This is a genomic window from Acidovorax sp. Root267, from assembly GCF_001429215.1.
GTDB classification, from domain to species: Bacteria; Pseudomonadota; Gammaproteobacteria; order Burkholderiales; family Burkholderiaceae_C; genus Acidovorax; species Acidovorax radicis.
In genome coordinates, this window is sequence record NZ_LMJC01000022.1 from 392,542 (window position 1) to 415,379 (window position 22,838).

A 22,838-nucleotide genomic window follows, 5' to 3' on the forward strand; every position below is an offset into this window, starting at 1 on the left:
GCTGAAGCCGCTACCGTGGCACAGACCCGCTCCATTGAGCCTGCTGGTTCGCGTGTGGTGACCTACAAGTCCACCGCTGACCGCGCTGCTGTGCGTGCTCAGGCTGCTGAAGCCCTGCGCACGGGCCAGATCCCTTCGGGCGAATTCAGCGCCATGTAAAGAATGCGGGCCTTCCCGTGGTGGTGGCATTTCACAGTCGTGAATGTCGCCACCATGTGGAAGTGTTTCCCCACACACGACGTGCAACGACGATTGCATGGATGAAACCGGGCTCCCATGTGGGAGCCTGTTTTTTTGGGCGCGCGCCGCTGGCTGTCGTCCCAAAATAGAAGAACACCTGTTGGTGCACACCTCCAAGCCCTATGGCCCTAGCAGCGCCTGAAGCAGCGGCATTTTCCACACATGGGAAGCCGTTTCGTAGATACCGAAACCAGCAGAAAAATCTCCATACACCCAGGAAAACCCGCGCTCCTCGGCGGCCTGGCGCACCAGGCGGGCGTGGCGAGCACGAAGTTCGACGGGGATGTCCTGGTAGGACACAAAATCCCGCACCCATACGGGGTACCTGTTTTCCAGTGACCAGTTTTTTGCAATATCCAGTGGCAAAGCCATCAACTGCAATTCCTGGGCGCTGCAGCAGGTCGTTCCACGCCACTGCTCAGCCCCGGAGATACCAGAAACCCCTTGGCGGGTGAAACGAAACGGCTCGACATGGGTGATGCCCACAATGAGGTGCCTGTCGCCCGGTAGCTCCAACTGGGGCAGGCCAATGGCATCGGCCCAGCCCAGCACCAGGACCCGCGTTGGATTGCTCTTGCGAATGGCTTTCAAGAGTGACGTTGCTTGCCTGTTTTTCAGCGTGCTGGCAGCGCCCTGCGCGAAGGAGACTTCAAACAACAATCGCTGGGGACGGCTGGCATAGCGCCGGGCCAGGTGCTGCCAGATCAGCACGGACTGGCGATGCCTGGCCTGCGCGGCTGGAAAGCTCTCTTCCCGCATCTGCGGGCTGCCTGCGTGCTCCGTGCCACCATCCCGCACGCCGAGCACCACGTGCAGCCCCCGTGCGAGCAGCGCTTCGATGGTTTCGTCCAGCAAGGCGAGACGCGATTCCTGGCCTGGCTCCACCATCCAGGCTGCATGCAGCGAGGACTGCGGCACCGTCAACCGCACCGTCCGGAACCCGGCCCTGGCAATCGTCTCGGCAGTGGAACTGCTCTCCGAAAGCGAGGTGGAGGTTTCCAGCGCGGCGTCGATCCTGATTCCCCGCGACAAGGCGGCGGCTGCCACCCATGCCTGCCGCGAAGCACCCGACTGCGTCCCCAGCGGATACGGCGGCGAGCCGGAAGGCAGTGGTGCTTGTGCGTGCCCGACCCCACACCAAAGCATCGCCAGCAAAAAACCCCAGCGTGCCCAGGAAGAAGGAATCAGGACCATGTTCAAGGCCCCAGCAGCGCATCCAGCAGGGAGCGATGCCATTGGCGCTTCACCACGTCGTAGATACCCGAGTCCAGGGGTGGATCCTGCACATTGAAGTTGGCTGCAAAATCTGCATGCGACCAGGACATGCCACGGGCTTCCGCCGCGTCGCGCATCTGGCGAAGATAGCGGGCCCGCGAGTCCATGGGCGCCGTACTGGCCGCACCGAAAGACCCAAGCCAGACGGGATAGCGGTGCACGTCGGACCATGCTTTGGCGCGATCCAGGTTGCGCGCCAGCTCCAGGCGCTGCCGCTCGTTGCAGCACGGGGTTCCCAGCCATTCCTCGGAACCTGCAAACCAGGGAGAGCCCTGGCTTGTGAACGTCTGCGGTTCGCGGTTGTGGATCGTGACCATCAGGTGGGCATCACGGGGCAATGACAGGTACGGCAGATTCGCAGCATCGTTACGCATGGGTGCGATGACAATGATCCGGCTGGGATTGCTTTGCCGGATCACGGCCACGGTCACTGCAGCCAGGCGGTTCCACTCCTGCGCATTTCCCTGCGGTGCGTTGTACAACTCGAACAGCAGGCGGTCGGAGCGATGGGCATGGCGCTGTGCCAGCTGCCTCCAGATATTGACGAAGCGGGTGCGGACAACGGCCGCAGCCACAGGGGTTTCCCCTTCGTGCAAGGCCCAGCCGTTGAGCTGGCTGTAGAAGCTCATGTTCATCACGACCCGCAAATCGTTGGCCAGCAAGGCTTCCACCACACGGTCAATGCGCCGGGCAAACGCCTCGTCGAGAACAGCTTGCGGCCCTGCAGAAGCATGGTTGCTCCAGCGCACTGAGAGGCGCACGCTGCGAAAGCCGGCTTTGGCGAGCGTCTCGATCCACTGCTCGTCCATGCGCAGTCCCCAGTCGCCCTCGCGCGGGGCCGCATAGACAGCCAGGTTGACACCGCGTGACAATGCCGCCGCAGCGGCCCAGGCCTTGCGGGACGCCCCGCGCTCCACCCCCAGCGGCGGGAAGACAGGGGCTGATCCAATGGACGCACGATCCGCCTGAGCACTTGCCAGTGACGCCGTCGCGCACAAGAGCAGCATGGAGCACAGCAGCGCCTGGAAAGCCCCCCGCAGTACGGAGTGCGGCTTGTCCAGCATACGCACAGGTTTCACGCGCTCGGGCATGTGTGAAGCACTTGTTGCATCTCAAGGACACGTGTGGCATCAGGCAGCAGTGGGTCCCCCGACCAGCGTGGCTGCATGGGTTGGAGCCGCTCAAGGCTCCGCCGAAAATGATTGCATGCCAGCGACCAATCGGGTGGGATGGGGTCGGCAAGCGCATTGGCGGACGCTGGGGTCCGCTCCATCAGCGCCTTGCCCAAGGCATAACGGGCGGAAGCATGCCGAAGCTGCCCCCTGCGATCACCGGAAAGGCCCGGCTCCAGAGCGTCCAGGGCCAAGACCGCCGGGGCCAAGGCCTGCACAGCCCGGTCGGCCGACCCAACGGCCAACAGGAGTTCTCCAAGCGACTGGGAGGCCTCTGCCCAATGCAACTGCAACAGGCGTTGGTCTGGAGCACCTTTCCACAGGGTGTGCAGTAAGTCCTGTGCACGCTGGCCGCTTACCAAGGCATCAGCACTCCTCCCGGCCCGCCACAGTGCTTCGCCCAGGTGGCGATGTACCAGCGCCAGGTCCAGCTGCAGGTGAACACTGCGCGGTTGTGCCTGCAGGAGTATTTCCAGCAGCCCACGTCCTTTTTCGAAAGCACTTGCCGCCTGCTCCACACTGCGTACGGCTGGCAGATCGGCGTGCAAGAAACGCTGGCCACGCCGCACGTGGTTGTCCGCCAGCGCCTGGGCCACCATCCCATCTGAAGGACGCTCCTCATGCATCAACTCCAGCAGGTCCTGAGAAGATTGAAGGGAATCCTCTATCGCTGGCCCCTCTTCTTTCAGGCTGAGGGTGTGGGCCATATCCAACTGCGTGCTGGCCAATAACCAGCGCCCCTCCCAGGAGCTGGGATCTTCCTGGCTGACCTCCCGCGCCTCGACCAAGGCCTGGCCAGCCAGCACCCGTGCTTCCTGTGGCCGGCCCTCCTGTGCCAACAGGCGCGCCCATGCGCCGCGGGCTGCGGCTCTGGAATGGCGCGCCTGGCGCAGCGCTTTCCCAGTCAAACCCAGGTGCACGGCCCGATCCACCGCCGCAACCGCTGCACCATAGTTTCGCATCGCACCGGCACGGTCATCCAGATGCACACCCTGTGGTCCGCCCTGCACCCGCGCAATGCGCAGATGGGAACGCCCCAACTCGGCATGCAATGCAGCGTCGGCACCAGTGGCCTTCGCTGCCAGCCCACTCACTTGGTCCAGGGCCATCCGGACCAGCGCCTGCTGCCCTTGGGCAGAGCCCAATGGCTCTTGCTCTGCCTCCATCCGCACCAGTACCGCTTCAAGCCCGTTGCGGGCACTGGTGAGCAACTGCATCTCCACGCTTGCCTTGCGGGTTGCCTCAGACCAGGCATGCCAACCCCACCACAGCCCCCCAAGTCCCATCAGAACGGCTGCCACCCATGCCCCTGTCCACACCCGGGGGTTGCGATGGGCAAAGCTGGCCGTACGCCCAAGCCTCTGTCGCTGTGTCCCCGCCAGCAGGCTTTCCATATAGCGACGCAAATCCTCGGAGAGCGCTTGCGCGCTCGCATGGCGTTGCGCAGGTTCTTTGCTCAGCGCCTTCATTACCACCACATCCAGACTCCCTTTGAGCGCTCGGCGAACGGCACCGGCGGTGGCCAGGCTGGGACGAAGGGGTGGGGTCTCACAGATCGCCTTGCGCACCTCCAGATCGTCGGCGCAGTCATCCAGCCGATAAGGAGTCCGCCCCGTCAGCAGCTGGTACAGGAGTACACCGAGCGAATACACATCGCTGGCGGGCGTGATTTTCTGGCCCCGCACCTGCTCAGGGCTGGCACATGCCAGGGTCATGACCCGTACCGTGGTGGCCGTGCCTGCCACAAGTGGATCGCCCAGGTTTTTGGCGATACCGAAATCGACCAGCTTGACGTCCCCTTGATCGGTGACCAGTACGTTGTCCGGTTTCAAATCCCGATGGACGACACCCTGTCCATGCGCATAGTGCACGGCATGGCACAGGGTCCTGAACAGTTCGATTCTCTGGACCAGCGTCAATTCGTGATGCCTGCAATAGACGTCAATCGGCACCCCCCGAACCAGTTCCATCACCAGGTACGGCACACCGTCGGCAACACCACCGTCCAGCAGTCGTGCCAGATGGGGGTGTTCGAGTCTGGCCAGTATCTGGCGCTCTGCCAGAAAGCGCGATGCCAAGGCCCCATCCACCAGGCCGTCGCGCATCAGCTTGACGGCAACATCCGGGCCTGGGGAGCCGTCCAGCTGTTCTGCGCGATACACCTGCCCCATCCCTCCGCGGGCAATCAGTTCGACGAGACGGTACCGGCCTACCTCGCGCCCCAACCAACCGGCCCCGAACCGGGAAGCCACTGCCTCCGCCAGGAACACGCCGGAGCCGGCATCGAGAAGTCGGCTCTCCGCATGGCCTGCGGCACTCAGGGCCTGCAGCTCCAGAAGTTCTTCGGCATCCCCTGCTTGCCGCTGCAAAAACGCCTGCTGTTGCTCGGCAGGCAGCTCCAGCGCGTCGGCCAGGATGACCTTCATGCGCTGCCAGCGCAATGCTTGCGCTGCAGTGCCCCGCTCCACCACACCAGTCACGGGTTCAGTTCACGCAGCAGCCAGGCGCGCGCTGTGGACCACTCCCGCTTGACCGTGGCCTCGGACACTTTCAGCGCCTCGGCGGTCTGCTCCACCGACAAGCCACCAAAAAAACGCAATTCCACCACCCTGCCCTGCCGTGCATCCAGTTGCTCCAGGCGCACCAGCGCCTGATCGAGGTGCAGCAGGCTTTGCCACTGGTCGCTTGAGGGGCAAGTCAGCATTTCGTCGGGCGATTCCTCTTGCATGGAATCCAGGCTCTTGTCCGTGGCGCCAAAGCCACGCTTCATCGCATCGCGGCTCCGGGCATGGTCCACAAGAATGCGCCGCATCAACGTGGACATCCAGCCAAAAAATTGGCTGCGCGAGGACCACGCATTGCCGCGTTGCTCGCCCAGTCGCATGAAGGCCTCGTGCACCAGTGCGGTCCTCTGCAGCACATGGTCGTCGCGTTCTCCCCGCATGTGAAACTGGGCGATGCGTTTCAGGTCTGCGTAGACCAGCGGGACCAGCTTCTCCAGCGCCTGGTCCTTCCCTTCGGACCAGGCATTCAGTAGCTGCGTAATAGGAGGATGGGACAAGGCAATCGTTGGCATGGCGAACCCGGATTTGTTCGGCGCGATCATAGGGGTGTTTTCAGCCCTCTTTTCTCGAGCACGATTTGAGGCCTTCAAAGCCGCAGCCTGCCGGGGCGGCCCTCAACAAGCCTAGGGCTTGCGCCACAGATTGAGCGCGAACTTGCCCAGAAAAACACCGACTGCAAGGACAAGAAAGCCTGGAAAGAAGATTCCACCTCCATCGGCCTCCACACCTGCAGCCTTGTAGCCAGGCATGCCAGCGGAACCAGGAGCGTACTCAGGCCCCCAGTAGAGCCCAGCGGCTGCGGCGAGCAGCCAAAGGGCAGCGCCAAGACATGCCAGAGCTATTGCACCGATAACCAAGGCCATCATTCGCATGGGATGACTTCTCTCGCAGCAGGAAGGGAGACGCCGCCAGAGCGACACGGCCGTCTTTGCACCGCAGCCTCCGATAGCAGCCGCGCCGGTTTCATGGGCTGCGGGTGATACACAGCGCGATAGAGCACTGAAATTTTCGGATCATGGAATTTCGGCCACAGCCATGGGATGCTAAAAAATGAACTCCGCACAGTCTCCTATGTTGTTGTCTGCACATGCAGGCGGCTCGACTTGCAGCGGTGCAAGGCGTTGTAATACTCCAGGCGCCGGCCGTTGGCGCCATAGGCGATGGACTCTATGCGCAGCAGCGGTTCGGGGTCCTCGAGCTGCAGCAGCCCGCAAGTCTCGGCGTCGGGCAGCACGGCGTCGATCCAGCGCTCGGCGCGCACCAGGCGCACGCCGTACTGGCGGCGCAGCACGTCGTACAGTGAGCGGTCGTCCAAGCGCATGCGGTGCAGGCCGGGCGCAAGGTCCGCGGGCACCACGGTTTCCACCAGCAGGCGCAGTTCACCGTCGACGCTGCGCAGCCGCTTGAGCGCGACCACCTGGGTGTCGTCCGTGAGCCCCAGCGCGCTGATCTCCTGTGGTGTGGGGTCACGCAGCTGTTGCACGAGGACCTGGGTGCGCACAGAGCGGCCCTTGCGCTCCATTTCGTCGGAGAAGCCGAGCACGGTGGAGACGAAATCCTCGTCGCGCTCGCGCGCCGCAACAAACGCGCCGCGGCCCTTGATCTTGTAGATCAGGTTGTTGCGCACCAGGTCGGCCAGCGCCTCGCGTACCACGATGCGCGAGATGCCGAACTGCTCGCCCAGCTCCGCTTCGGAGGGCAGCTTGGCCCCAATGGCCAGTTCGCCCTGCAGTATCTGCAGGCGCAGGGCATCGCGGAACTGCGCCCACAGGGGCGATTCGGAGTTGCGGTCGAGCAGGGGCTGGAGTTCGGTCGGTGAATTCACGTCAGGTCGGGCTCAGGGCCGGGTGCTTGGTCAATGATGCATGGAAAGCCAGCGCTGCATCGGAATCGGGGACTGCGGGGGCCAGGCGCACGCCATGGCGCTCGCGCAGTGCGGTGGTGCAATTGTGCAGTTCCTGCTGTTCGCGCTCCGCATCCCAACCCAGCGCCTGTGCGGCGATGCCCGCCATTTCGGCCAGTGCCGCGTCCGTGACGAGGCCGCGAATGGCCTGCAGCGTGCGCCGGATCACCAGGTCGTCGAGGTGGATTACGCCGGTTTCGGTGCACAGCCAGGCCACCTCCGCCGCCGAGTAGTCGGGTGCATGCTGCAGCGGCACGTCGCCGGCCACCTTGAAATGCTGGGCCATGCGCAAGGCCTGGGTGCCGTAGCGGCGCAGCAGTGCCTGGGCGCGGACACGGCCCAGGCCGGAATCCTGGGCAATGCGGTCGATGAAGCGCTCGGTCGCCTGCCCACCCTGCGGCATGTCGGCGCCGCCACCAATGGGCAGCTGCCGGGTCGAGGCCGTGCGCCCGCGCCCCAGCAGGCGCAGCACCTCGTCGGTTGCCTCCTCGGCCAGCGCGCGAAAGGTGGTCCACTTGCCCCCCACCAGACCCACGACCGGGATATCGCGCAATGGCGAGGGAGGGTCGATCACCACCGAATGGTCGCGGGAGATCTGGCCCGGCTTGTCGGCGTCCGACCGCGCCAGCGGCCGCACGCCCACATAGGTGTAGACCACGTCGCGGCGGCCGAAGGCCAGGTTGGGAAACACCTCGCCCAGCACCTCGAGCAGGTAGTCCACCTCGGCCGGTTCGGTGGTGATCTGGTCCGGGTCGTCCACGGGGATGTCGGTGGAACCGACCAGCACGCGGCCGAGGAACGGGTAGACGATGCACACGCGCCCGTCGAGCGCTTCGAAGTACGCCATGCGCCCACAAAGCGCGTCGCGCAGCGCCGGGTGGTCGAGCACCAGGTGCGAGCCCTTGGTGCCCATCACGCGCGGCACGGCGCCACCGAGCAGCGCCGTGCTGCGGTCCAGCCACGCACCGCTGGCGTTGACCACGCTATCGGCGGTGACCTGCACGACCTCGCCCGTGATCTCGTCGCGCAGCGTGATGGTTTTGCCCGCACAGCCCGTCACGCGGCAGTGGTTGGTGGCGGCCGAACGCGGCTCGTCGCGGCAGGCGTCGCGCATCAGCTCCAGCACCAACCATTCGGGGTGGCTGATCCAGGCGTCAAAGAAGGTGGCCGTCCAGCGCACCGCCGTGCGGAACAGCAGGCGGTCCGCAGGCTGCACGCGGCCGATGCGGTGGTTGGGCATCACACGCTGGCGCCGGCCCAGCAGGTCGTACAGGCGCAGCCCCGTGGCCACCGCCAGCAGGCCGCGCGTGCGCTGGGGCGGTGTGCGGCCCAAAAACTTGAGTGCGCTGCTCATCAACCCGCCAAAAAAGCTCGACAGCGGCACCACGGTCTTCAAAGGCTGCACCAGATGCGGCGCGTTGCGCAGCAGCAGGTTGCGCTCGCGCGTGGCCTCGGCCACCAGCGAGAAGCTGCCGCTCTCCAGATAGCGCAGGCCGCCGTGGATCATGCGCGAGGGCGCGCTGCTGGCGCCCGCGCTGAAGTCCCCTTTGTCCACGATGAGGCAGTCCACGCCCTGCAAAGAAAGATCTCGGAACACGCCCACGCCGTTGATGCCGGCGCCGACGATCACGGTCGAAAAATGCCGGCCCGCCACGGCGGCCGGGCGCACGAAGGGCGATGGGGAGAAGCTGCTGGCGCTGTTCATGGCAACACCTCCACGCTGGGCGAGGGCGCCGCCGCGCGCTGCGGTGGCGCTTGCTGTGGCTGCGGCAACGGCGGCGGGGCTGCGCTGCCCGCCAGATGGCCAAACACAGGCGCCATGGTGTCGATCAATTCGTTGAAGGCAGCGTTGTAGTCCGCATGGGCCCGCGCCTGGCGGGCATCGGGTTCGACCGTGTCGCAGGGCGCGCGCAAAGGCTCCGTATCCATACCGCGCGACATCGCTGCGTAGATCGCCGCGCCGCGCGCGCCGGTCTCGTCGTCGGCGCAACGCTCCACCGGCCGCCCGAGCAGGCCGGCCAGCAGGCGCACCAGGCGCGTGTCGCTCGCGCCGCCGCCCAAGATGGTGGACTCCGACACCGCAAGGCCCGCCGCCGTCAGGCGCGCCGTGTGGCGCACATGCAGCGCCGCCGTGGCATCGACCACCGCGCGGGCCATGTCGCCGCGCGTGTGGTGGCTCTTGAGGCCGACAAAACCTGCGGTGACACCGCCACCGCCGTTCACGAAAGGCAAAAAGCGCAGTCCGCCCGCGCCCAGCGGCACGGACATCGCCAGGTCGACCACCGCCCGCGCATCCGGCAGCCCCAGCACACCGGCCAGCCAGGCGATGTTGGCCATCGACGAGGGGCTGTTCTCCATGTACAGGCGCCGGTTGGTGGGGCCGAAGGTGACGGTGGCTGCCACGCAGGGCTGTGGCTCCATCACCGGGCCGATGACGGCGTTGACGCACCAGGTGCCCAGCACCGATACGGCGCGGCCGCGTTCTTCGGCGCAGATGGCGGTCATCGAGGCCAGCAGGTCGATCGCGCCCATGGCTGCGGGGATGCCCGCGGGCAGGCCGTGCGCCGCGGCCGCGAGGGGTTGTACCGTACCGATGGGCTTGCCGCTGGGCACCAGCGGCCCAAAAGCCTGCGAGGACAAGCCTGCAATACCCGAGGCGGAAAACGCCGTCGATGACCAGGTACCCGTGGCCAGCGAAAGCAGCCCTGCCGTGCTCGCATCGCTGGCATCGGTGGCGATCTCGCCCGTGAGCAGAAAGCCCACGTAGTCCTTGGCAAACATCAGGCGCTGCACGGCGCCGCTGCGCACGGCATCGCTGCCCAGCAGCTCGGCCGCAATCACGGTGGGCTGGCCCGGCCAGGGCTGGCAGCCCACATCGGCCAGCAGCCGCCCGCCATGGCTGCGCGCCAGCGACTGCGCCCGCGCGTCGGCCCGCTGGTCGGTCGAGGCCACGGCCCGGCCACCCACCAGTTCCTGGTCAGTGCCCAGCGCGTACAGCCCCGCGCCGTGCCCGGTGCAGCCGATGGCGCGGACATCGCCCACGCGGTTGCCCAGCTGGTGCGACACGTCGCGCAGCACGGTGGCCAGGGCCGAGCGGATCACGGAGGCGGGCACCTCGCACCCACCGCCAGGCAGGCGGTTGTGCAGCAGGGGCATGCGGGACAGGGCCACGGTGCGGCCGGTGGCGGCCTCCAGGGCCAGGGCTTTGAGGCTGCTCGACCCCAGGTCGATGCCGATGAGTATGTTGGTCTTCATGTCATAACAGCTTCTGCCGGATCAGGCGGTAGTTCCAGTAGTGTTTCCCCTAACTAGCTGGTGAATCGATCCATGATTACATTCTACCTGTCATAACAACTGTCGTGACACCAAGAACCCGAAGCTGCTGTCAATGAGCAGCATCGCAAGCTGTGCCACTCAACAAAGAGGAGACAAAACATGAGGCGTAATTTCTTGAAGTCCGCGGCCGCTGCCGGTATCGGTCTGGCCGGTACCACCGCTTTCGCGCAGCAACCGGCAGCCGCCGCACCCGCTGCGGGTGCTGGCCTGCGCGGCAACGCGAGCGACGTCTACGTGATGAACGTGATGGTCTCGGGTGTGGAGTACTGGTTTCCGGTCTACGAAATGATGAAGCAGCTCGGTCGCACGCTGGGCGTGAAGACCCGCTACACCGGCACGCCCGAGTACGACGTGAACAAGCAGCTGGCGTCGTTTGAGCAAGAACTGGCCCGCAAGCCCGCCGGCATCCTGCTGCACCCCATGAACCCCGACCCGTTCATCGAGCCCATCAACCGCGCCGCTGCGATGGGCATCCCGGTGGTCACATTCGCGGCCGATTCGCCCAACTCCAAGCGCACGTCGTTCATCGCATCGGACAACGACCGCGAGGGTGCACAGGCCGCCGACGCCATTGCGGCATCGATGGGTGGCAAGGGCGAATTCGCCGTGCTGGAGAACCCCGGCCAGGACAACCACGACCGCCGCATCGCCGCGTTTGTCAACCGCATGAAGACCAAGCACCCCGGCATGAAGCTGGTGGGCCGCGCCGCCAGCAATCAGGACCCCAACAAGGCCTACCAGGCTGTGCAGAGCTTGGTGCAAGCCAACCCCAACCTGGGGGCCTTGTTCATGCCCGAGGCCAATTCGGCACTGGGTGCGGCGCAGGCCAAGGTGGAGTCCAAGAAAAACATCAAGGTGATGTGCTGCGACGTGAACGCCAAGATCCTGGACATGATCAAGTCCGGCGACGTGTTCGGCGCCATCAACCCCAACCAGGGCATGCAGGGCTATATGGGAATGATGATGTTGTTCCTGGCCAAGAACCCCGGCCTCATCGACCCGATGAACGACGCCAAGCGCAACGGCGCCAACCCCATGGCCGTGCCTTTCCTGGACAACGGCCTGGCGGTGGTCAGCAAGGCCAACGCCGACGACTTCTACTGGGACAAGTACCTCACCCGCCGCGGTACCAAGGGCATCAACGAGTGAGCAGCAACGCCATGGGCTCTTCATTGCTCGAGTTGCGCGGCATCAGCAAACGCTTCGGCGCTGCGCATGCGCTCTCGGGCGTGGATTTTTCGCTGCACAGGGGCGAGATCCACGCCCTGTGCGGCGAGAACGGCGCGGGCAAGTCCACGCTGATGAACATCATCGATGGCATCCACCACCCGGACGCGGGCGAGATCGTGCTCGACGGCCAGGTGGTGGCCATCGATGGTCCGGCCCAGGCCATGCGCCTGGGTATCGGCCTGGTGCACCAGGAGATCGCCCTGTGCGGCGACGCCACCGTGGCCGAAAACATCTTCATGCCGGAGATCAACGCTGGCAAGCAGGCGTGGATGGACTACGGCAGCCTCAATGCACGGGCCGCAAAGGTGCTGGCGCGGCTGGGCCAGGACATCGACCCCGCGGCCCGGGTGAGCGACCTCTCCATATCGAGCCAGCAGCTGATCGAGATCGCCAAGGCGCTCACGCTCGACTGCAAGGTGCTGATCCTCGACGAGCCGACAGCCGCACTCACCGACAACGAGTCGGCCGCACTGTTCCGCGTGCTGCACGACCTCAAGGACCAGGGCATCGGCATCATCTACATCAGCCACCGCATGGCCGAGATCTTTGCGCACTGCGCGCGGGTGACGGTGCTGCGCGACGGACGCAACGTGCACTCGGGCCCGCTGGCCGAGCTGAACGCTGACGACCTGGTGCGCCGCATGGTCGGCCGCGACCTGGGCAGCTATTACCCACCCAAGCAGCAGGATGCCGACCGCGGAGAGCATGTGCTCGAAGTGGCCGACCTGGGTGACGGCGAGCGGGTGCATGGCGTGTCCTTCACCCTGCAGCGCGGGGAGATTCTGGGCATCGCCGGGCTCATGGGCGCCGGGCGCAGCGAACTGGCGCAGACCCTGTGTGGCCTGCGCCCTGCCACGGGCGGCAGCGTGCGGCTGCGCGGCAAGCCACTCACCGTCCGCAAATACAGCGACGCGCTGCGCGCCGGCATCGCCTACCTCAGCGAGGACCGCAAGGCCGCAGGCGTGTACCTGGACCTTCCTATCGCCCAGAACATCGCGGCGATGGCGCTCCAGCGCGTGAGCTCGCGATTCGGCCTGCTGCAGCGCGCGGCTGAGCACCGGCTGGCGCAGGAGCTGGGCGCGCGCCTCAAGCTCAAGTCCGACGGCGTGCAGATCGAGGTGGCCAGCCTGTCGGGCGGCAACCAGCAGAAGGTGGCCATTGCCAAGCTGCTGGCCACCAACCCGGCGGTGCTGCTGATGGACGAACCCACGCGCGGCGTGGACGTGGGCGCCAAGTCAGAGATCCACCACATCCTCAGAGACCTGGCCTGCCAGGGCGTGGGCGTGGTGGTGATCTCCTCGGAGCTGCCCGAGATCATCGGACTGTGCGACCGGGCCCTGGTGATCCGTGACGGCCGCATCGCGGGCGAGGTGCAAGGCAAAGACATGACCGAAGAGGCCCTGCTGCGGCTGGCCTCTGGACTGGAACGACAAGAGGAGATGGCATGAATCACCCCGCACAACTTGACGCCGGCATCGTGGCCGGCCTGCAGCCTCCGCGCGAGGCCCCGGGAGGGCCCGGGAAACCCGGCGGCACCAAGCTCACCAGCATGCGCGAGATGGGCCTTCTGGTCATCATCGTCGCGCTGTGCGTGGGCATGAGCTTCGCGTCACCGTATTTCCTCACGTGGGACAACATCCGCGCCATGCTGCTGTCGTTCTCCATCGAGGGCATCGTGGTGGTGGGCATGACCATCTTGCTGATCGTTGGCGGCATCGACCTGTCGGTGGGCTCCGTGGTGTGTTTTGCGATGGTGGTCACGGGCAAGCTTTTCCTGATGGGGTTCGACCCGTGGACAGCCGGGCTCATCGCGATTGCCGCCAGCGCGCTCATCGGCGCCATGATTGGCGGCTGCGTAGTGCGCATCGGGCTCAACCACTTCATCGCCTCGCTGGCCTTCATGGTCATCGTGCGCGGCCTGTGCCTTGCGCTCACGCAGGGCACGCCCCAATCGCTGTTCTCGCTGCCCGCCGAGTTCAAGTTCATCGGCCAGGGCACTTTGTTTGGCATTCCGGCGGTGATCCTGATCTTCCTCACCATCGTGGTGGTCAGCGACTTCGTGCTGCGCCGCGCGAGCCTGCTGCGCCGCGTGTTCTACACCGGCAGCAACGAGAAGGCGGCGCTGTACTCCGGCATCCGCGTAGGCCATGTGAAGTTCTGGGTCACGGTGCTGTGCGCAGCCTCGGCCGGCCTCGCCGGCGTGATCTACACCGCGCGCTTCGGCGCAGCCACGCCCACCTTTGGCGTAGGCATGGAACTCAACGTGATTGCGGCAGCCGTGATCGGCGGCGCCAGCCTCAAGGGCGGCTCGGGCACGGTGCTGGGCGCCGTGCTGGGCCTGGCGCTGCTCTCGGTGGTGACCAGTTCGCTGATCCTGCTCGACGTATCGCCTTATTGGCAAGACGTGATCAAGGGTTTGATCCTGCTGACCGCCGTGACCATTGACCACCTCATGAACACCCGAAAGACCAAGCGATGAATGCCGTGCTGAACGCAGAGATGAAGACCACCACCCTCGGGCCCTCGGGCATTGAATGCTCGGCCATTGGCCTCGGAACCTGGGCCATGGGCGGATGGATGTGGGGCGGGCAGGACAGCGCTGCTGCCACCGAGGCCATTGCCGCTTCGCTCGACGCCGGGGTGACGCTGATCGACACCGCGCCCGCCTATGGCCTGGGCGCTTCCGAGAACATCGTCGGTGCCGCACTCAAGGGCCGCCGCCATGAAGCCGTGATCGCAACCAAGTGTGGCCTGGTGTGGCATACCCAAAAGGGCACGCACTTCTTTGATGAAGACGGCCACCCGGTGTACCGCTACCTGGGCCGGGAGTCGATTTTTCATGAGGCCGAGGAGAGCCTGAAGCGCCTGCAGACCGACTACATCGACCTGTACATCACGCACTGGCAGGATGCGACCACCCCGGTCGGGGAGACCATGGACGCGCTGCTCACCCTCAAGAGGCAGGGAAAGATCCGCGCCATCGGCGTGAGCAACGTGAGCGCCGAGACGCTGTCGGAATACCTGCGCTACGGCCCGGTGGATGCGGCGCAGGAGCGCTACAGCCTGATCGACCGCGAGATCGAGCACACGCTAACGCCCCTGTGCAGCCAACACAACGTGGCGATGCTGGGTTATTCCTCCTTGGCGCTGGGCCTGCTGGCCGGCCCCATCGACCCGGCGCGCGAGTTCACCGGCGACGACCAGCGCGCCACCAACCCGCGTTTCAGCACGGCCAACCGCGCCAAGCTCAAGGCATTCTTTGAGGAGCTTGAACCCGTGCGCAACCAGATCGGCTGCTCGTTCGGGCAGCTGATGATTGCCTGGACCGTGGCCAGCGGCAACGTGTCGGTGGCGTTGTGTGGTGCCCGCGTGCGCCAGCAGGCCGTGGAGAACGCCGCGGCCGGCGCCATCGACATCCCGCGCGAGGCCGTGCAGCGCATCGACGATGCCGCAGCCCGCCACCTGCGTGCGCTGGGCTGACATCGCCCGCTTCTCTTTCCCCGTCTCTCTTTCCAATTTCACAAGGACCTCTTCGTATGTCGAAGGACAAGACCGCGCGCCTGAACCGTTTGCTCACCAACGGACGTTGCCTGGATATCGCGCTCGACCACGGCGTCTGCAACGAACCCTCGTTCCTCAATGGCCTGGAGGACATGCCCCAGGTGATGGACAAGCTCGTGGCCGCCGGGCCCGATGCGATCCAGCTCAACTACGGCCAGGCCGACCTGCTGCAGGACCGTCCGGGCCGCGACAAGCCCGCGCTGGTGATGCGCATCGACATGGGCAACCCCTACAACGCCACCGCCCACCGCGTGATGTGGGCCGTGCTGCAGAACGAGCACGACCCGGTCCTGCCCGCCGTGCAGCGCGACGCCGCCTGTGTGGTGGTCAACCTGTTCATGCTGCCCAACGAGCCCGACCTGTTTCGCCAGTGCGTGGCCAACATCGCCCGCGTGCGCGCCGACTGCGACCGCTACGGCATGCCGCTGATGATCGAGCCGCTGGTCATGCGCCCGCACAGCGACCAGGGCGGCTACATGGTCGATGGCGACGCCGAGAAGATCGTCACCCTGGTGCGCCTGGCGCGTGAAATGGGCGCCGACATCGTGAAGGCCGACCCCACTACGGACCCCACGGACTTCCACCGCGTGGTGCAAGCCGCGCGCTGCCCGGTACTGGTGCGCGGCGGCGGCCGCGAGGACCTGCAGCAGGTGTTTGCACGCTCGCGTGTGCTGATGGACCAGGGCGCATCGGGCATGGTCTATGGGCGCAATGTGTACCAGCACGCCAACCCTTCGGCGGTGGTGAATGCGCTGATGTCCATGATCCACCACGGCGCCAGCGCTGCCGAGGCATGGCGCCTGTACGAATCCACGCCGGCCTGACCCTCCATGAAAACGCCCTGGATCCTCGCGGCAGCGCTGTTTTCGGCGAGCGCACTGGCACAGGGTACGCCGGTGCGTATCGGGGTGATCGGCCCCTTCACCGGCGGCTCGGCCGATGTCGGCACCACCATGCTCAACGGCATCCGCATGGCCGTGGACGAGATCAATGCAGTGGGTGGCTACCTGGGGCGCCCGCTGGAACTGGACATCAAGGACGACTTCGCCGACCCTGAGAAGGGCCTGGCGGCCGCCAAAGAGCTGGTGGCCCAGAAGGTGGTGGCCACCATTGGCGTGTGCGACAACGGCGTGGGCATGAAGGTGGTGGACGTCTTCCAGCAAGCGAAGGTGCCGCTGGTGATCCCGTGCGCCACCGGCACGCTGCTCACCACCAAGGTGCCCCCGGCGCAGAGTTTCATCTTTCGCACCGCCGCTCGCGATGCGATCCAGGCGTCGTTCATCGTCGACGACATTCTCAAGCGCGGCTGGAGCCGGGTGGCTGTGTTTGCCGACACCACGGACTACGGCAGCGCCGGTTTGCACGACGTCACGCAAGCCCTGGCGCAACAGGGCGTCAAACCCGTATACGTAGCGCGCGTCGCAGCCAGCGCAAAGGAAGTGACGGCGCAGCTGGCCGAGGCCAGGGCAGCCCACGCCAACGTCATCCTGAGCTACGCCGCAGGCCCTGAGGCCGCCACCATTGCCAACGGCCGCAAGACCCTGGGCTGGAAAGTCCCTCAGGTGGGTGCCTGGCCGCTCTCTTTCCCGAACTACATCGACGGCGCGTATGGCGGCGCGGAAGGATCACTCATGGCGCAGACCTTTATTGCCGAGCCGAGCAACGAGCGCCGCGCCGCCTTCCTCAGCACCTATGCCCGCAAGTTCAGCATGTCGCGCATCCGCGTGCCCATGGCAGCGGCCCAGGCGTACGACGCGACTTACCTGCTGACCTACGCCTTGCTCGGCATCCACAACGGCGACCTGAGTGGGCCGGCCGTCAAGCACGCGCTGGAGACGATTCCCCGCGTCTTCTACGGAGTGGTCGCCACGTACGAAAAGCCCTTTTCGCCAGAGGACAAGGAGGCCATCAGCCAGAACATGCTGGTGGTCGGGCTGGTGCGCAATTCCGCCGTCACCTTCGCCTATCCCGAGGATGCGCGCCGCAACCTGTTCGTGCAAAGAAAGAAGTAAGTCCCCCAACGCGCCCGGCCGTCTGGTCGTGGGCGCCTGGCGACCGGTGCCGTAACAGGCACAGAGCGGGCCTGCCCCGCCACCGCCGATGGGTGAGAAGAAAACGAGAAGAGAGGGAGCGAGGGAGAAGAAAGAAAAAGAAGAGCCCTGCGGCCGGTGGCACACGCGCCATCGGCCGGGAGCGCCTGCGCGTGTTTGCGTGCGCTCGACCTACAGCGGCCTGTCGGAAAGACCGAGAAAAAAAGGTCCCGCGAGGACCCACCCTAACCAGGAGACAACGATGAAGATCCGGTACTACTTGCTGGCGCTGTTGCTGCCATTCGCCACCTTGATGACGCACGCGGCGATCACGGGCGTGAGCCCGATGACCACCTTGAGCACGATGGTGACCACGGTCACGCGAGCCGGCGAGGCGACGCTGGCGCTGCAGGGCCCGGGCCTGGGCAACCTCACCTACACCTCGGCCGAGCTCTTCAAGCCGGTCTCCATGATCACCCGCGCCTCGGGCGATGTGCCGGCCACCTACCCAGGCCGCAAGGACTACGGGTTGAACGTGGGCATCATGCTCAACGGCTACTTCCTCACGTCCTTTGCGCCGGACAGCGGGCTGGGCCCTGGGGGCTTTCTGCTGTACGACGTGTCCAACCCGCGCGCCATCGTGCTGGTAAAAAAGATCTACGAGCCCGAGGGGCGCACCAAGGAGTTCCGCGAGGCGCACTCCTTCGGCACCGCGAAGATCGGCGGCAAGCAATACGTGGTGGTGCCCAGCATCAAGGGCGTCGAGTTCTGGGACTTCACCGACATCAACAACATCCAGCAGGTCAAGAAGCTGGCGCTGCCGACCGTGAACGGGGGCGACTACGCCAACGTGGCGTGGCAGCTGTGGTGGCAGGCGCCGTACTTGTATGTGGCCTCGGCCAACGACGGGGTCTACATCGTGGACGCCAGCGACCCGGTGAACGCCGTGATCGCCAACCGCGGCGCCGGCAAGCCCAACCCCGTGCCCACGGGCGAGCTGGGCGGTTTTCGTGTGGGGCCCATCTTCACCATGGGCAACCACATGGTGCTGACGTCGATGGACAACACCGACGGCTTTGCCAGCCTGGATATTTCCGACCCGCTCAACCCCAAGGTGCTCGATACCGTGGGCTCCAACCCCAACTACTACGCCACCTGTTTTGATGGCAAGAACCTGCACGCGTCGGCACGCGGCAATGGCGCCAAGATGTACAGCTATGACCTGAGTGATCGCACGCAGTTTGTGGTGGAGGACAACCGCCTTGTGATTGACGAGCAGCTGTACTGCGGCATGCAGGACCACTACGTGTTCCAGGGCGCGCAGTTCAAGGTGCACAAGGTGGATGTGAGCAACCCGCTCAACCACGTCGAAGTGGGGCAGGGCAGCCTGTTCGCGACCAACCATCCTGACTATTCGCACTCCGACCACGGCCAGGTCGCGCCCATGGGCAACCTGCTGTTCATCGGCAACGACCACGGCTCGGGCAGCGGTTTCATCGTGCACCAGACGGCGCGCGACACCACGCCGCCCGCCGTCAAGCAGACATCGCCCACCAACGGCGCCAAGCAACAGGCGCTGACCTCGCGCATCGGCGTGGGCCTCACCGACAGCATCCTGCCCGAGAGCGTGACCGCCAGCACCTTCATCGTGCGGCCGGTCAACGGCAATGCGCTGGCCGGCACCTACAGCGTGCAGCTGGGCATCATCAATTTCCACCCTGCACAGCCCCTGGCAGCTGGCACCAGCTACGAAATTCTGCTGACGGCCGGAGGAGTGAAGGACTATGCGGGCAACGGCATCGCTACAGAGTACAGGGCTGTTTTCCACACCGGCAACGCCACCGACATCAGCCTGAGCAACCACTGGCCGCTGACCAGCGCGCTGACCGATGAGATCGGTGCGAACAACGGTACGGCCTCGGCGGCCGACCGCTTCGAGGGCCTGGGCCTGAACTTCGCGCAGCGCACAGGCGGCGTCGCGCTCAAGAACGACAGCGTGGCCACTGCCCTGGGCGGCACGGCATCGGTCGCGTTCTACATGAAGACCACCCAGGCAGGCTCGGTGAACCCCTGGACCGCGCCAGGCATTTTTGGGCGCGACCAGGCCAACGGCGCCGACGACGTGTTCTGGGGCTGGCTCGACAACACCGGGCGCGTGAACCTGTCGGTGGGCAACGTCGCGGCCAACAACCCCGGCACACGTTCCACCGCCCCGGTCAACGATGGCGCCTGGCACCATGTGGTGATGACACGCGACGCCGCGTCGGGCGCGCAGACGGTGTACATCGACGGCACCAAGACCAGCTCGACCGGGCTCACCGGGACCAAAGGCCTGTCCAACAAGTTCACGCTGCTCGGGCAGATACAGGGCAATGCCGACTTCTTCCGCGGCAGCCTGGCCGACGTGCGGGTCTATGGCCGCGTGCTCAGCGATGCCGACGTGGCGCAACTGCGCTCGCAGGCCATCATTGGCGACGTTGCCGTAAGCGGTTCCCCGCAGCTGGTCAATGGGCAGCTGAGCTTCGACCCGACCCGCCTGGGCGGCGGCACGGGCCTCACCTACCGGTGGAATTTTGGCAACGGCACGCAGACCAACTTCTCAGCCCAGGCCAATGCGAGCTACGCCTACAACCGCCCGGGCCACTACACCGTGACCCTGACGGTGCGCGACGCGGCGGGCCGGGAGACTTTCTACACCTACAACGTGACCGTGGTCTTCCCGGCGACCGCCACCGCGCCCACGCATTCGAGCAACATCGTGGGCGACGCCAACAGCGTGTATGCGGTGAACCCGGACAGCGGCACGGTGGCCGCCATCGATGCGGTGTCGCTGGCCAAGCGCTGGGAAACGCGTGTGGGAGACGAACCCAAAACCCTGGCGCGCGCACCCGATGGCCGCATCTGGGTCGCGGTGCAGGGCGAGGACAAACTGGTGGCGCTGAACCCCGCGGACGGCAGCATTTCGACCACGATCACGCTGGCCTACGGCAGCGGGCCGTACGGCGTGGCGTTCACGCCCAACGGCGCCAAGGGGCTGCTGACGCTGGAGAGCAAGTCCACGCTCATTGCCTTCGACCCCGCCAACGGCAACACCACGGGCACGCTCGCGCTGGAAGGCGATCTGCGCGGCATTGCCGTGGCGGCCGATTCGCAGACGGCGTACATCACGCGCTTCAAGTCCAGGATGACGGGCGGGCAGCTGCACAAGGTGGGCTTGAACAGCATGGCGCTGGTGTCCACGATTGCGCTGCCGGTCGACACCACCACGGTCGACACCGAGAACAGCTCGCGCGGCGTGGCCAACTACCTGAGCCAGGTGGTGATCTCGCCCGACGGCGGCCGCGCGGTGCTGCCGGGCAAGAAGGACAACATCGTGCGCGGGCGCTTTCGCGACGGCAACGACCTGCCACACGACCAGACCGTGCGCTCCATCCTGTCGCAGGTGGACCTGTCGCAGGGCACGCATTTGCTGGCCGAGCAGATCGACTTCGACGACCGGGCACCGGCGCGTGCGGCCCTGTATTCCCCGGTGGGCGACTACCTGTTTGTCGCGCAGATGGAGGGCAACAACATCGCCATCGTCGATGCCTACACCCGCGCCGTGCGCGGCGAGATCAACGCCAGCAGCGCGCCGCACGGGCTGTACCTGGATGCCTCGCGCAAGCGGCTGTTCGTGAACAACTTCCTCGCGCGTTCAGTCACCGTGCACGACGTGGCCGATGTGCTGGCATCGCGCAGCGCGGCGGCGGTCTTTGTGCAGAACGTGGCCACGGTGGCGCAAGAGCCCCTGGCGGCCGCGGCACTGCGCGGCAAGCAGGTGTTCTACAACGCGGCCGACCGGCGCATGAGCAAGGACAACTACATGTCGTGCGCAAGCTGCCACGCCGATGGCGGCGACGACGGCATGGTGTGGGACTTCACCCAACGTGGCGAGGGCCTGCGCCGCACCATCAGCCTGCAGGGCCGGCGCGGCCTGGGCCACGGCAAGCTGCACTGGAGCGCCAACTTCGACGAGGTGCAGGACTTCGAGAACGACATGCGCAGCGCGTTTGGGGGCACGGGCTTTTTGAGCGACGCCGACTTTGCTGCCACGTCCGACCCGCTGGGCGCGCCCAAGGCCGGGCGCAATGCGCAGCTCGACGACCTCGCGGCTTACCTTACTTCGCTGAACAAGTACATGCGCAGCCCGGCGCGTGCGGCCGACGGCAATCTCACGGTAGAGGCGGCACGCGGGCAGACCCTGTTTGCCAGTGCCAACTGCGCCAGCTGCCACGCGGGCGGCACGCTCACCGACGGGCTGCGGCACGACGTGGGCACGATCCAACCCTCGTCCGGCAAGGGCGGCAACCAGCCGCTGGCCGGCCTGGGTTTTGACACGCCCACGCTGATCGGCAGCTGGGCCGCCAAGTCCTACCTGCACAACGGCCAGAAGGCGAGCGTGCTGGAAGTGATGGCGGGGGGCCACGGCAATGCCGGCAGCCTGCCTGCTGCCGACCGGCAGGCGCTGGCCGAGTACGTGCGCTCGCTCGATACGGCGACGGACTTCACCACGCGCCTGCGCTCGGCCCACAGCACGCTGTGCGTCAACATCCGCGGCGCGTCACCCAACAGCGGTGTGGTCGCAATCCAGTGGCCTTGCGGCACGGCGGCCAACGAGACCTTTACGGTGCGCACCGTGGCGGGCGGCTTTGTGCAACTGGTGGCGCGGCACAGCAACCTGTGCCTGGCGCAGGACAGCGCGGCGGCGAGTGGTGCTGGCGTGGTGCAGCTGGCTTGCAGCACGGGCAACACGGCGCAATGGAGCATGGTGGGGTCGACGCTGCGCAACCGCGCATCGGGGGCTTGCCTGGATGTGCCCAACAACTCCACGGCGCAGGATATCCCACTGGTCACCTGGACCTGCAACGGCGGCAACAACCAGAACTGGACACAGTTGCCCTGACCAGGCGGCGCTGCAGCGCCGCCCCAAGCTCCGGCCTGCGAAGCCCGCAGTCGCCAAGCGACTGCGGGCTTTTTTTGTGCGCGCCAGTTCCGCGCCAATATTTCCAAAACTGGAACAGTCAGTTCGCGACCAGATGGTTTTTCTCTGAACACCTCAGGCGTACAGTTCAACCCATCGATGAGCCGAACCCGCAAGGCGACTCACCGAACCCGGTTCAGAGAGGTTTTTGTCCCGGTTTTTGAGACGCTTTTTTGATCTTCCAAGGATTTTCATCATGAACACGACTGCACGCTTCCTCTCCATCGCCGCTGTTGCTGCTTTTGCATCGTTCGGCGCCCACGCCGATGAGGCCGATGGCTCGCAATTCGCCCTGAAGTTCGAGACCAACCGCACACGCGCCGAAGTCGCTGCCGAGGCCTCATTGACGGCCCGCACGCACAGCATGGAACCCGCTGGTTCCCGCGTGGTGACCTACCAATCGACGGCAGACCGCGCCGCGGTGCGTGCCCAGGCTGCCGAAGCCCTGCGCACAGGCAAGATCTCGTCGGGCGAAGCAAGCTACCTGTAATCCGCACCGCCCCGCAC

Annotated in this window: 16 protein-coding genes and 1 pseudogene; 9 read left to right on the top strand and 8 right to left on the bottom strand. The window is 65.8% G+C overall.

All coding sequences use genetic code 11. The annotated features are described in order from the left end of the window. Nucleotides 1-159 (top strand): annotated as a pseudogene (locus ASE39_RS27160) (DUF4148 domain-containing protein); the annotation flags it as partial. Between the two features lie 201 nt (nt 160-360). Here the strand turns inward: ASE39_RS27160 and ASE39_RS15725 are convergent. The 8 genes from ASE39_RS15725 to ASE39_RS15755 all read right to left on the bottom strand — a co-directional run bounded on the left by ASE39_RS15725 (nt 361) and on the right by ASE39_RS15755 (nt 10,409). After that, nucleotides 361-1,434, bottom strand: a complete 1,074-nt coding sequence (locus ASE39_RS15725; RefSeq protein ID WP_057271754.1) for a cellulase family glycosylhydrolase — start codon at nt 1,432-1,434, stop codon at nt 361-363. Between the two features lie 2 nt (nt 1,435-1,436). After that, complete coding sequence (locus ASE39_RS15730; protein WP_158004258.1) at nt 1,437-2,594, bottom strand: cellulase family glycosylhydrolase; 1,158 nt, start codon at nt 2,592-2,594, stop codon at nt 1,437-1,439. Beyond that, entirely contained in the window at nt 2,591-5,113 is a 2,523-nt protein-coding gene (locus tag ASE39_RS15735; RefSeq protein WP_057271756.1) for a serine/threonine-protein kinase, read from the bottom strand. Before ASE39_RS15735 ends, ASE39_RS15730 begins: the two co-directional genes overlap by 4 nt. A 50-nt stretch (nt 5,114-5,163) precedes the next feature. Beyond that, the gene (locus ASE39_RS15740) at nt 5,164-5,763 is read right to left on the bottom strand and encodes a sigma-70 family RNA polymerase sigma factor (RefSeq protein ID WP_035198430.1); all 600 of its coding nucleotides are present in this window, start codon (nt 5,761-5,763) and stop codon (nt 5,164-5,166) included. Nucleotides 5,764-5,874: 111 nt separating this feature from the next. Continuing rightward, entirely contained in the window at nt 5,875-6,123 is a 249-nt protein-coding gene (locus ASE39_RS26530; RefSeq protein ID WP_140426802.1) for a hypothetical protein, read from the bottom strand. Nucleotides 6,124-6,320: 197 nt separating this feature from the next. Then, nucleotides 6,321-7,076, bottom strand: a complete 756-nt coding sequence (locus ASE39_RS15745; protein ID WP_057224118.1) for a GntR family transcriptional regulator — start codon at nt 7,074-7,076, stop codon at nt 6,321-6,323. Nucleotide 7,077: 1 nt separating this feature from the next. Next, on the bottom strand, nt 7,078-8,859 hold the full coding sequence (locus ASE39_RS15750) for a glycerol-3-phosphate dehydrogenase/oxidase (RefSeq protein ID WP_057271757.1): 1,782 nt from the start codon (nt 8,857-8,859) through the stop codon (nt 7,078-7,080). Next, complete coding sequence (locus ASE39_RS15755) at nt 8,856-10,409, bottom strand: FGGY family carbohydrate kinase (protein WP_057271758.1); 1,554 nt, start codon at nt 10,407-10,409, stop codon at nt 8,856-8,858. Before ASE39_RS15755 ends, ASE39_RS15750 begins: the two co-directional genes overlap by 4 nt. Before the next feature lie 180 nt (nt 10,410-10,589). Between ASE39_RS15755 and ASE39_RS15760 the strand changes: the two genes are divergently transcribed. The 8 genes from ASE39_RS15760 to ASE39_RS15795 all read left to right on the top strand — a co-directional run bounded on the left by ASE39_RS15760 (nt 10,590) and on the right by ASE39_RS15795 (nt 22,821). Beyond that, on the top strand, nt 10,590-11,639 hold the full coding sequence (locus ASE39_RS15760; RefSeq protein WP_057271759.1) for a substrate-binding domain-containing protein: 1,050 nt from the start codon (nt 10,590-10,592) through the stop codon (nt 11,637-11,639). Between the two features lie 11 nt (nt 11,640-11,650). Continuing rightward, on the top strand, nt 11,651-13,168 hold the full coding sequence (locus tag ASE39_RS15765) for a sugar ABC transporter ATP-binding protein (RefSeq protein WP_057271858.1): 1,518 nt from the start codon (nt 11,651-11,653) through the stop codon (nt 13,166-13,168). Further along, the gene (locus ASE39_RS15770; protein WP_057224111.1) at nt 13,165-14,199 is read left to right on the top strand and encodes an ABC transporter permease; all 1,035 of its coding nucleotides are present in this window, start codon (nt 13,165-13,167) and stop codon (nt 14,197-14,199) included. The genes ASE39_RS15765 and ASE39_RS15770 overlap by 4 nt, the downstream gene beginning before the upstream one ends. Beyond that, nucleotides 14,196-15,200, top strand: a complete 1,005-nt coding sequence (locus tag ASE39_RS15775) for an aldo/keto reductase (RefSeq protein WP_057271760.1) — start codon at nt 14,196-14,198, stop codon at nt 15,198-15,200. Before ASE39_RS15770 ends, ASE39_RS15775 begins: the two co-directional genes overlap by 4 nt. Nucleotides 15,201-15,256: 56 nt before the next feature. Further along, complete coding sequence (locus ASE39_RS15780; protein WP_057224108.1) at nt 15,257-16,105, top strand: aldolase; 849 nt, start codon at nt 15,257-15,259, stop codon at nt 16,103-16,105. 6 nt (nt 16,106-16,111) lie between these two features. Continuing rightward, complete coding sequence (locus ASE39_RS15785) at nt 16,112-17,293, top strand: ABC transporter substrate-binding protein (protein WP_057224107.1); 1,182 nt, start codon at nt 16,112-16,114, stop codon at nt 17,291-17,293. 280 nt (nt 17,294-17,573) lie between these two features. Beyond that, nucleotides 17,574-22,253 (top strand): LamG-like jellyroll fold domain-containing protein, encoded by a 4,680-nt coding sequence (locus tag ASE39_RS15790; RefSeq protein ID WP_057271761.1) that lies wholly within the window; start codon nt 17,574-17,576, stop codon nt 22,251-22,253. 274 nt (nt 22,254-22,527) lie between these two features. Then, a complete protein-coding gene (locus tag ASE39_RS15795; RefSeq protein ID WP_057271762.1) occupies nt 22,528-22,821 on the top strand; it encodes a hypothetical protein in 294 nt (97 codons plus the stop codon). The last annotated feature ends 17 nt before the right edge of the window (nt 22,822-22,838 follow it).

Coding starts and splice junctions, on each gene's coding strand:
- ASE39_RS15725 (WP_057271754.1), bottom strand. CDS start 1,434: ATGGTCCTGATTCCTTCTTCCTGGGCACGCTGGGGTTTTTTGCTGGCG.
- ASE39_RS15735 (WP_057271756.1), bottom strand. CDS start 5,113: ATGAAGGTCATCCTGGCCGACGCGCTGGAGCTGCCTGCCGAGCAACAG.
- ASE39_RS15740 (WP_035198430.1), bottom strand. CDS start 5,763: ATGCCAACGATTGCCTTGTCCCATCCTCCTATTACGCAGCTACTGAAT.
- ASE39_RS26530 (WP_140426802.1), bottom strand. CDS start 6,123: ATGCGAATGATGGCCTTGGTTATCGGTGCAATAGCTCTGGCATGTCTT.
- ASE39_RS15750 (WP_057271757.1), bottom strand. CDS start 8,859: ATGAACAGCGCCAGCAGCTTCTCCCCATCGCCCTTCGTGCGCCCGGCC.
- ASE39_RS15755 (WP_057271758.1), bottom strand. CDS start 10,409: ATGAAGACCAACATACTCATCGGCATCGACCTGGGGTCGAGCAGCCTC.
- ASE39_RS15760 (WP_057271759.1), top strand. CDS start 10,590: ATGAGGCGTAATTTCTTGAAGTCCGCGGCCGCTGCCGGTATCGGTCTG.
- ASE39_RS15765 (WP_057271858.1), top strand. CDS start 11,651: ATGGGCTCTTCATTGCTCGAGTTGCGCGGCATCAGCAAACGCTTCGGC.
- ASE39_RS15770 (WP_057224111.1), top strand. CDS start 13,165: ATGAATCACCCCGCACAACTTGACGCCGGCATCGTGGCCGGCCTGCAG.
- ASE39_RS15775 (WP_057271760.1), top strand. CDS start 14,196: ATGAATGCCGTGCTGAACGCAGAGATGAAGACCACCACCCTCGGGCCC.
- ASE39_RS15780 (WP_057224108.1), top strand. CDS start 15,257: ATGTCGAAGGACAAGACCGCGCGCCTGAACCGTTTGCTCACCAACGGA.
- ASE39_RS15785 (WP_057224107.1), top strand. CDS start 16,112: ATGAAAACGCCCTGGATCCTCGCGGCAGCGCTGTTTTCGGCGAGCGCA.
- ASE39_RS15790 (WP_057271761.1), top strand. CDS start 17,574: ATGAAGATCCGGTACTACTTGCTGGCGCTGTTGCTGCCATTCGCCACC.
- ASE39_RS15795 (WP_057271762.1), top strand. CDS start 22,528: ATGAACACGACTGCACGCTTCCTCTCCATCGCCGCTGTTGCTGCTTTT.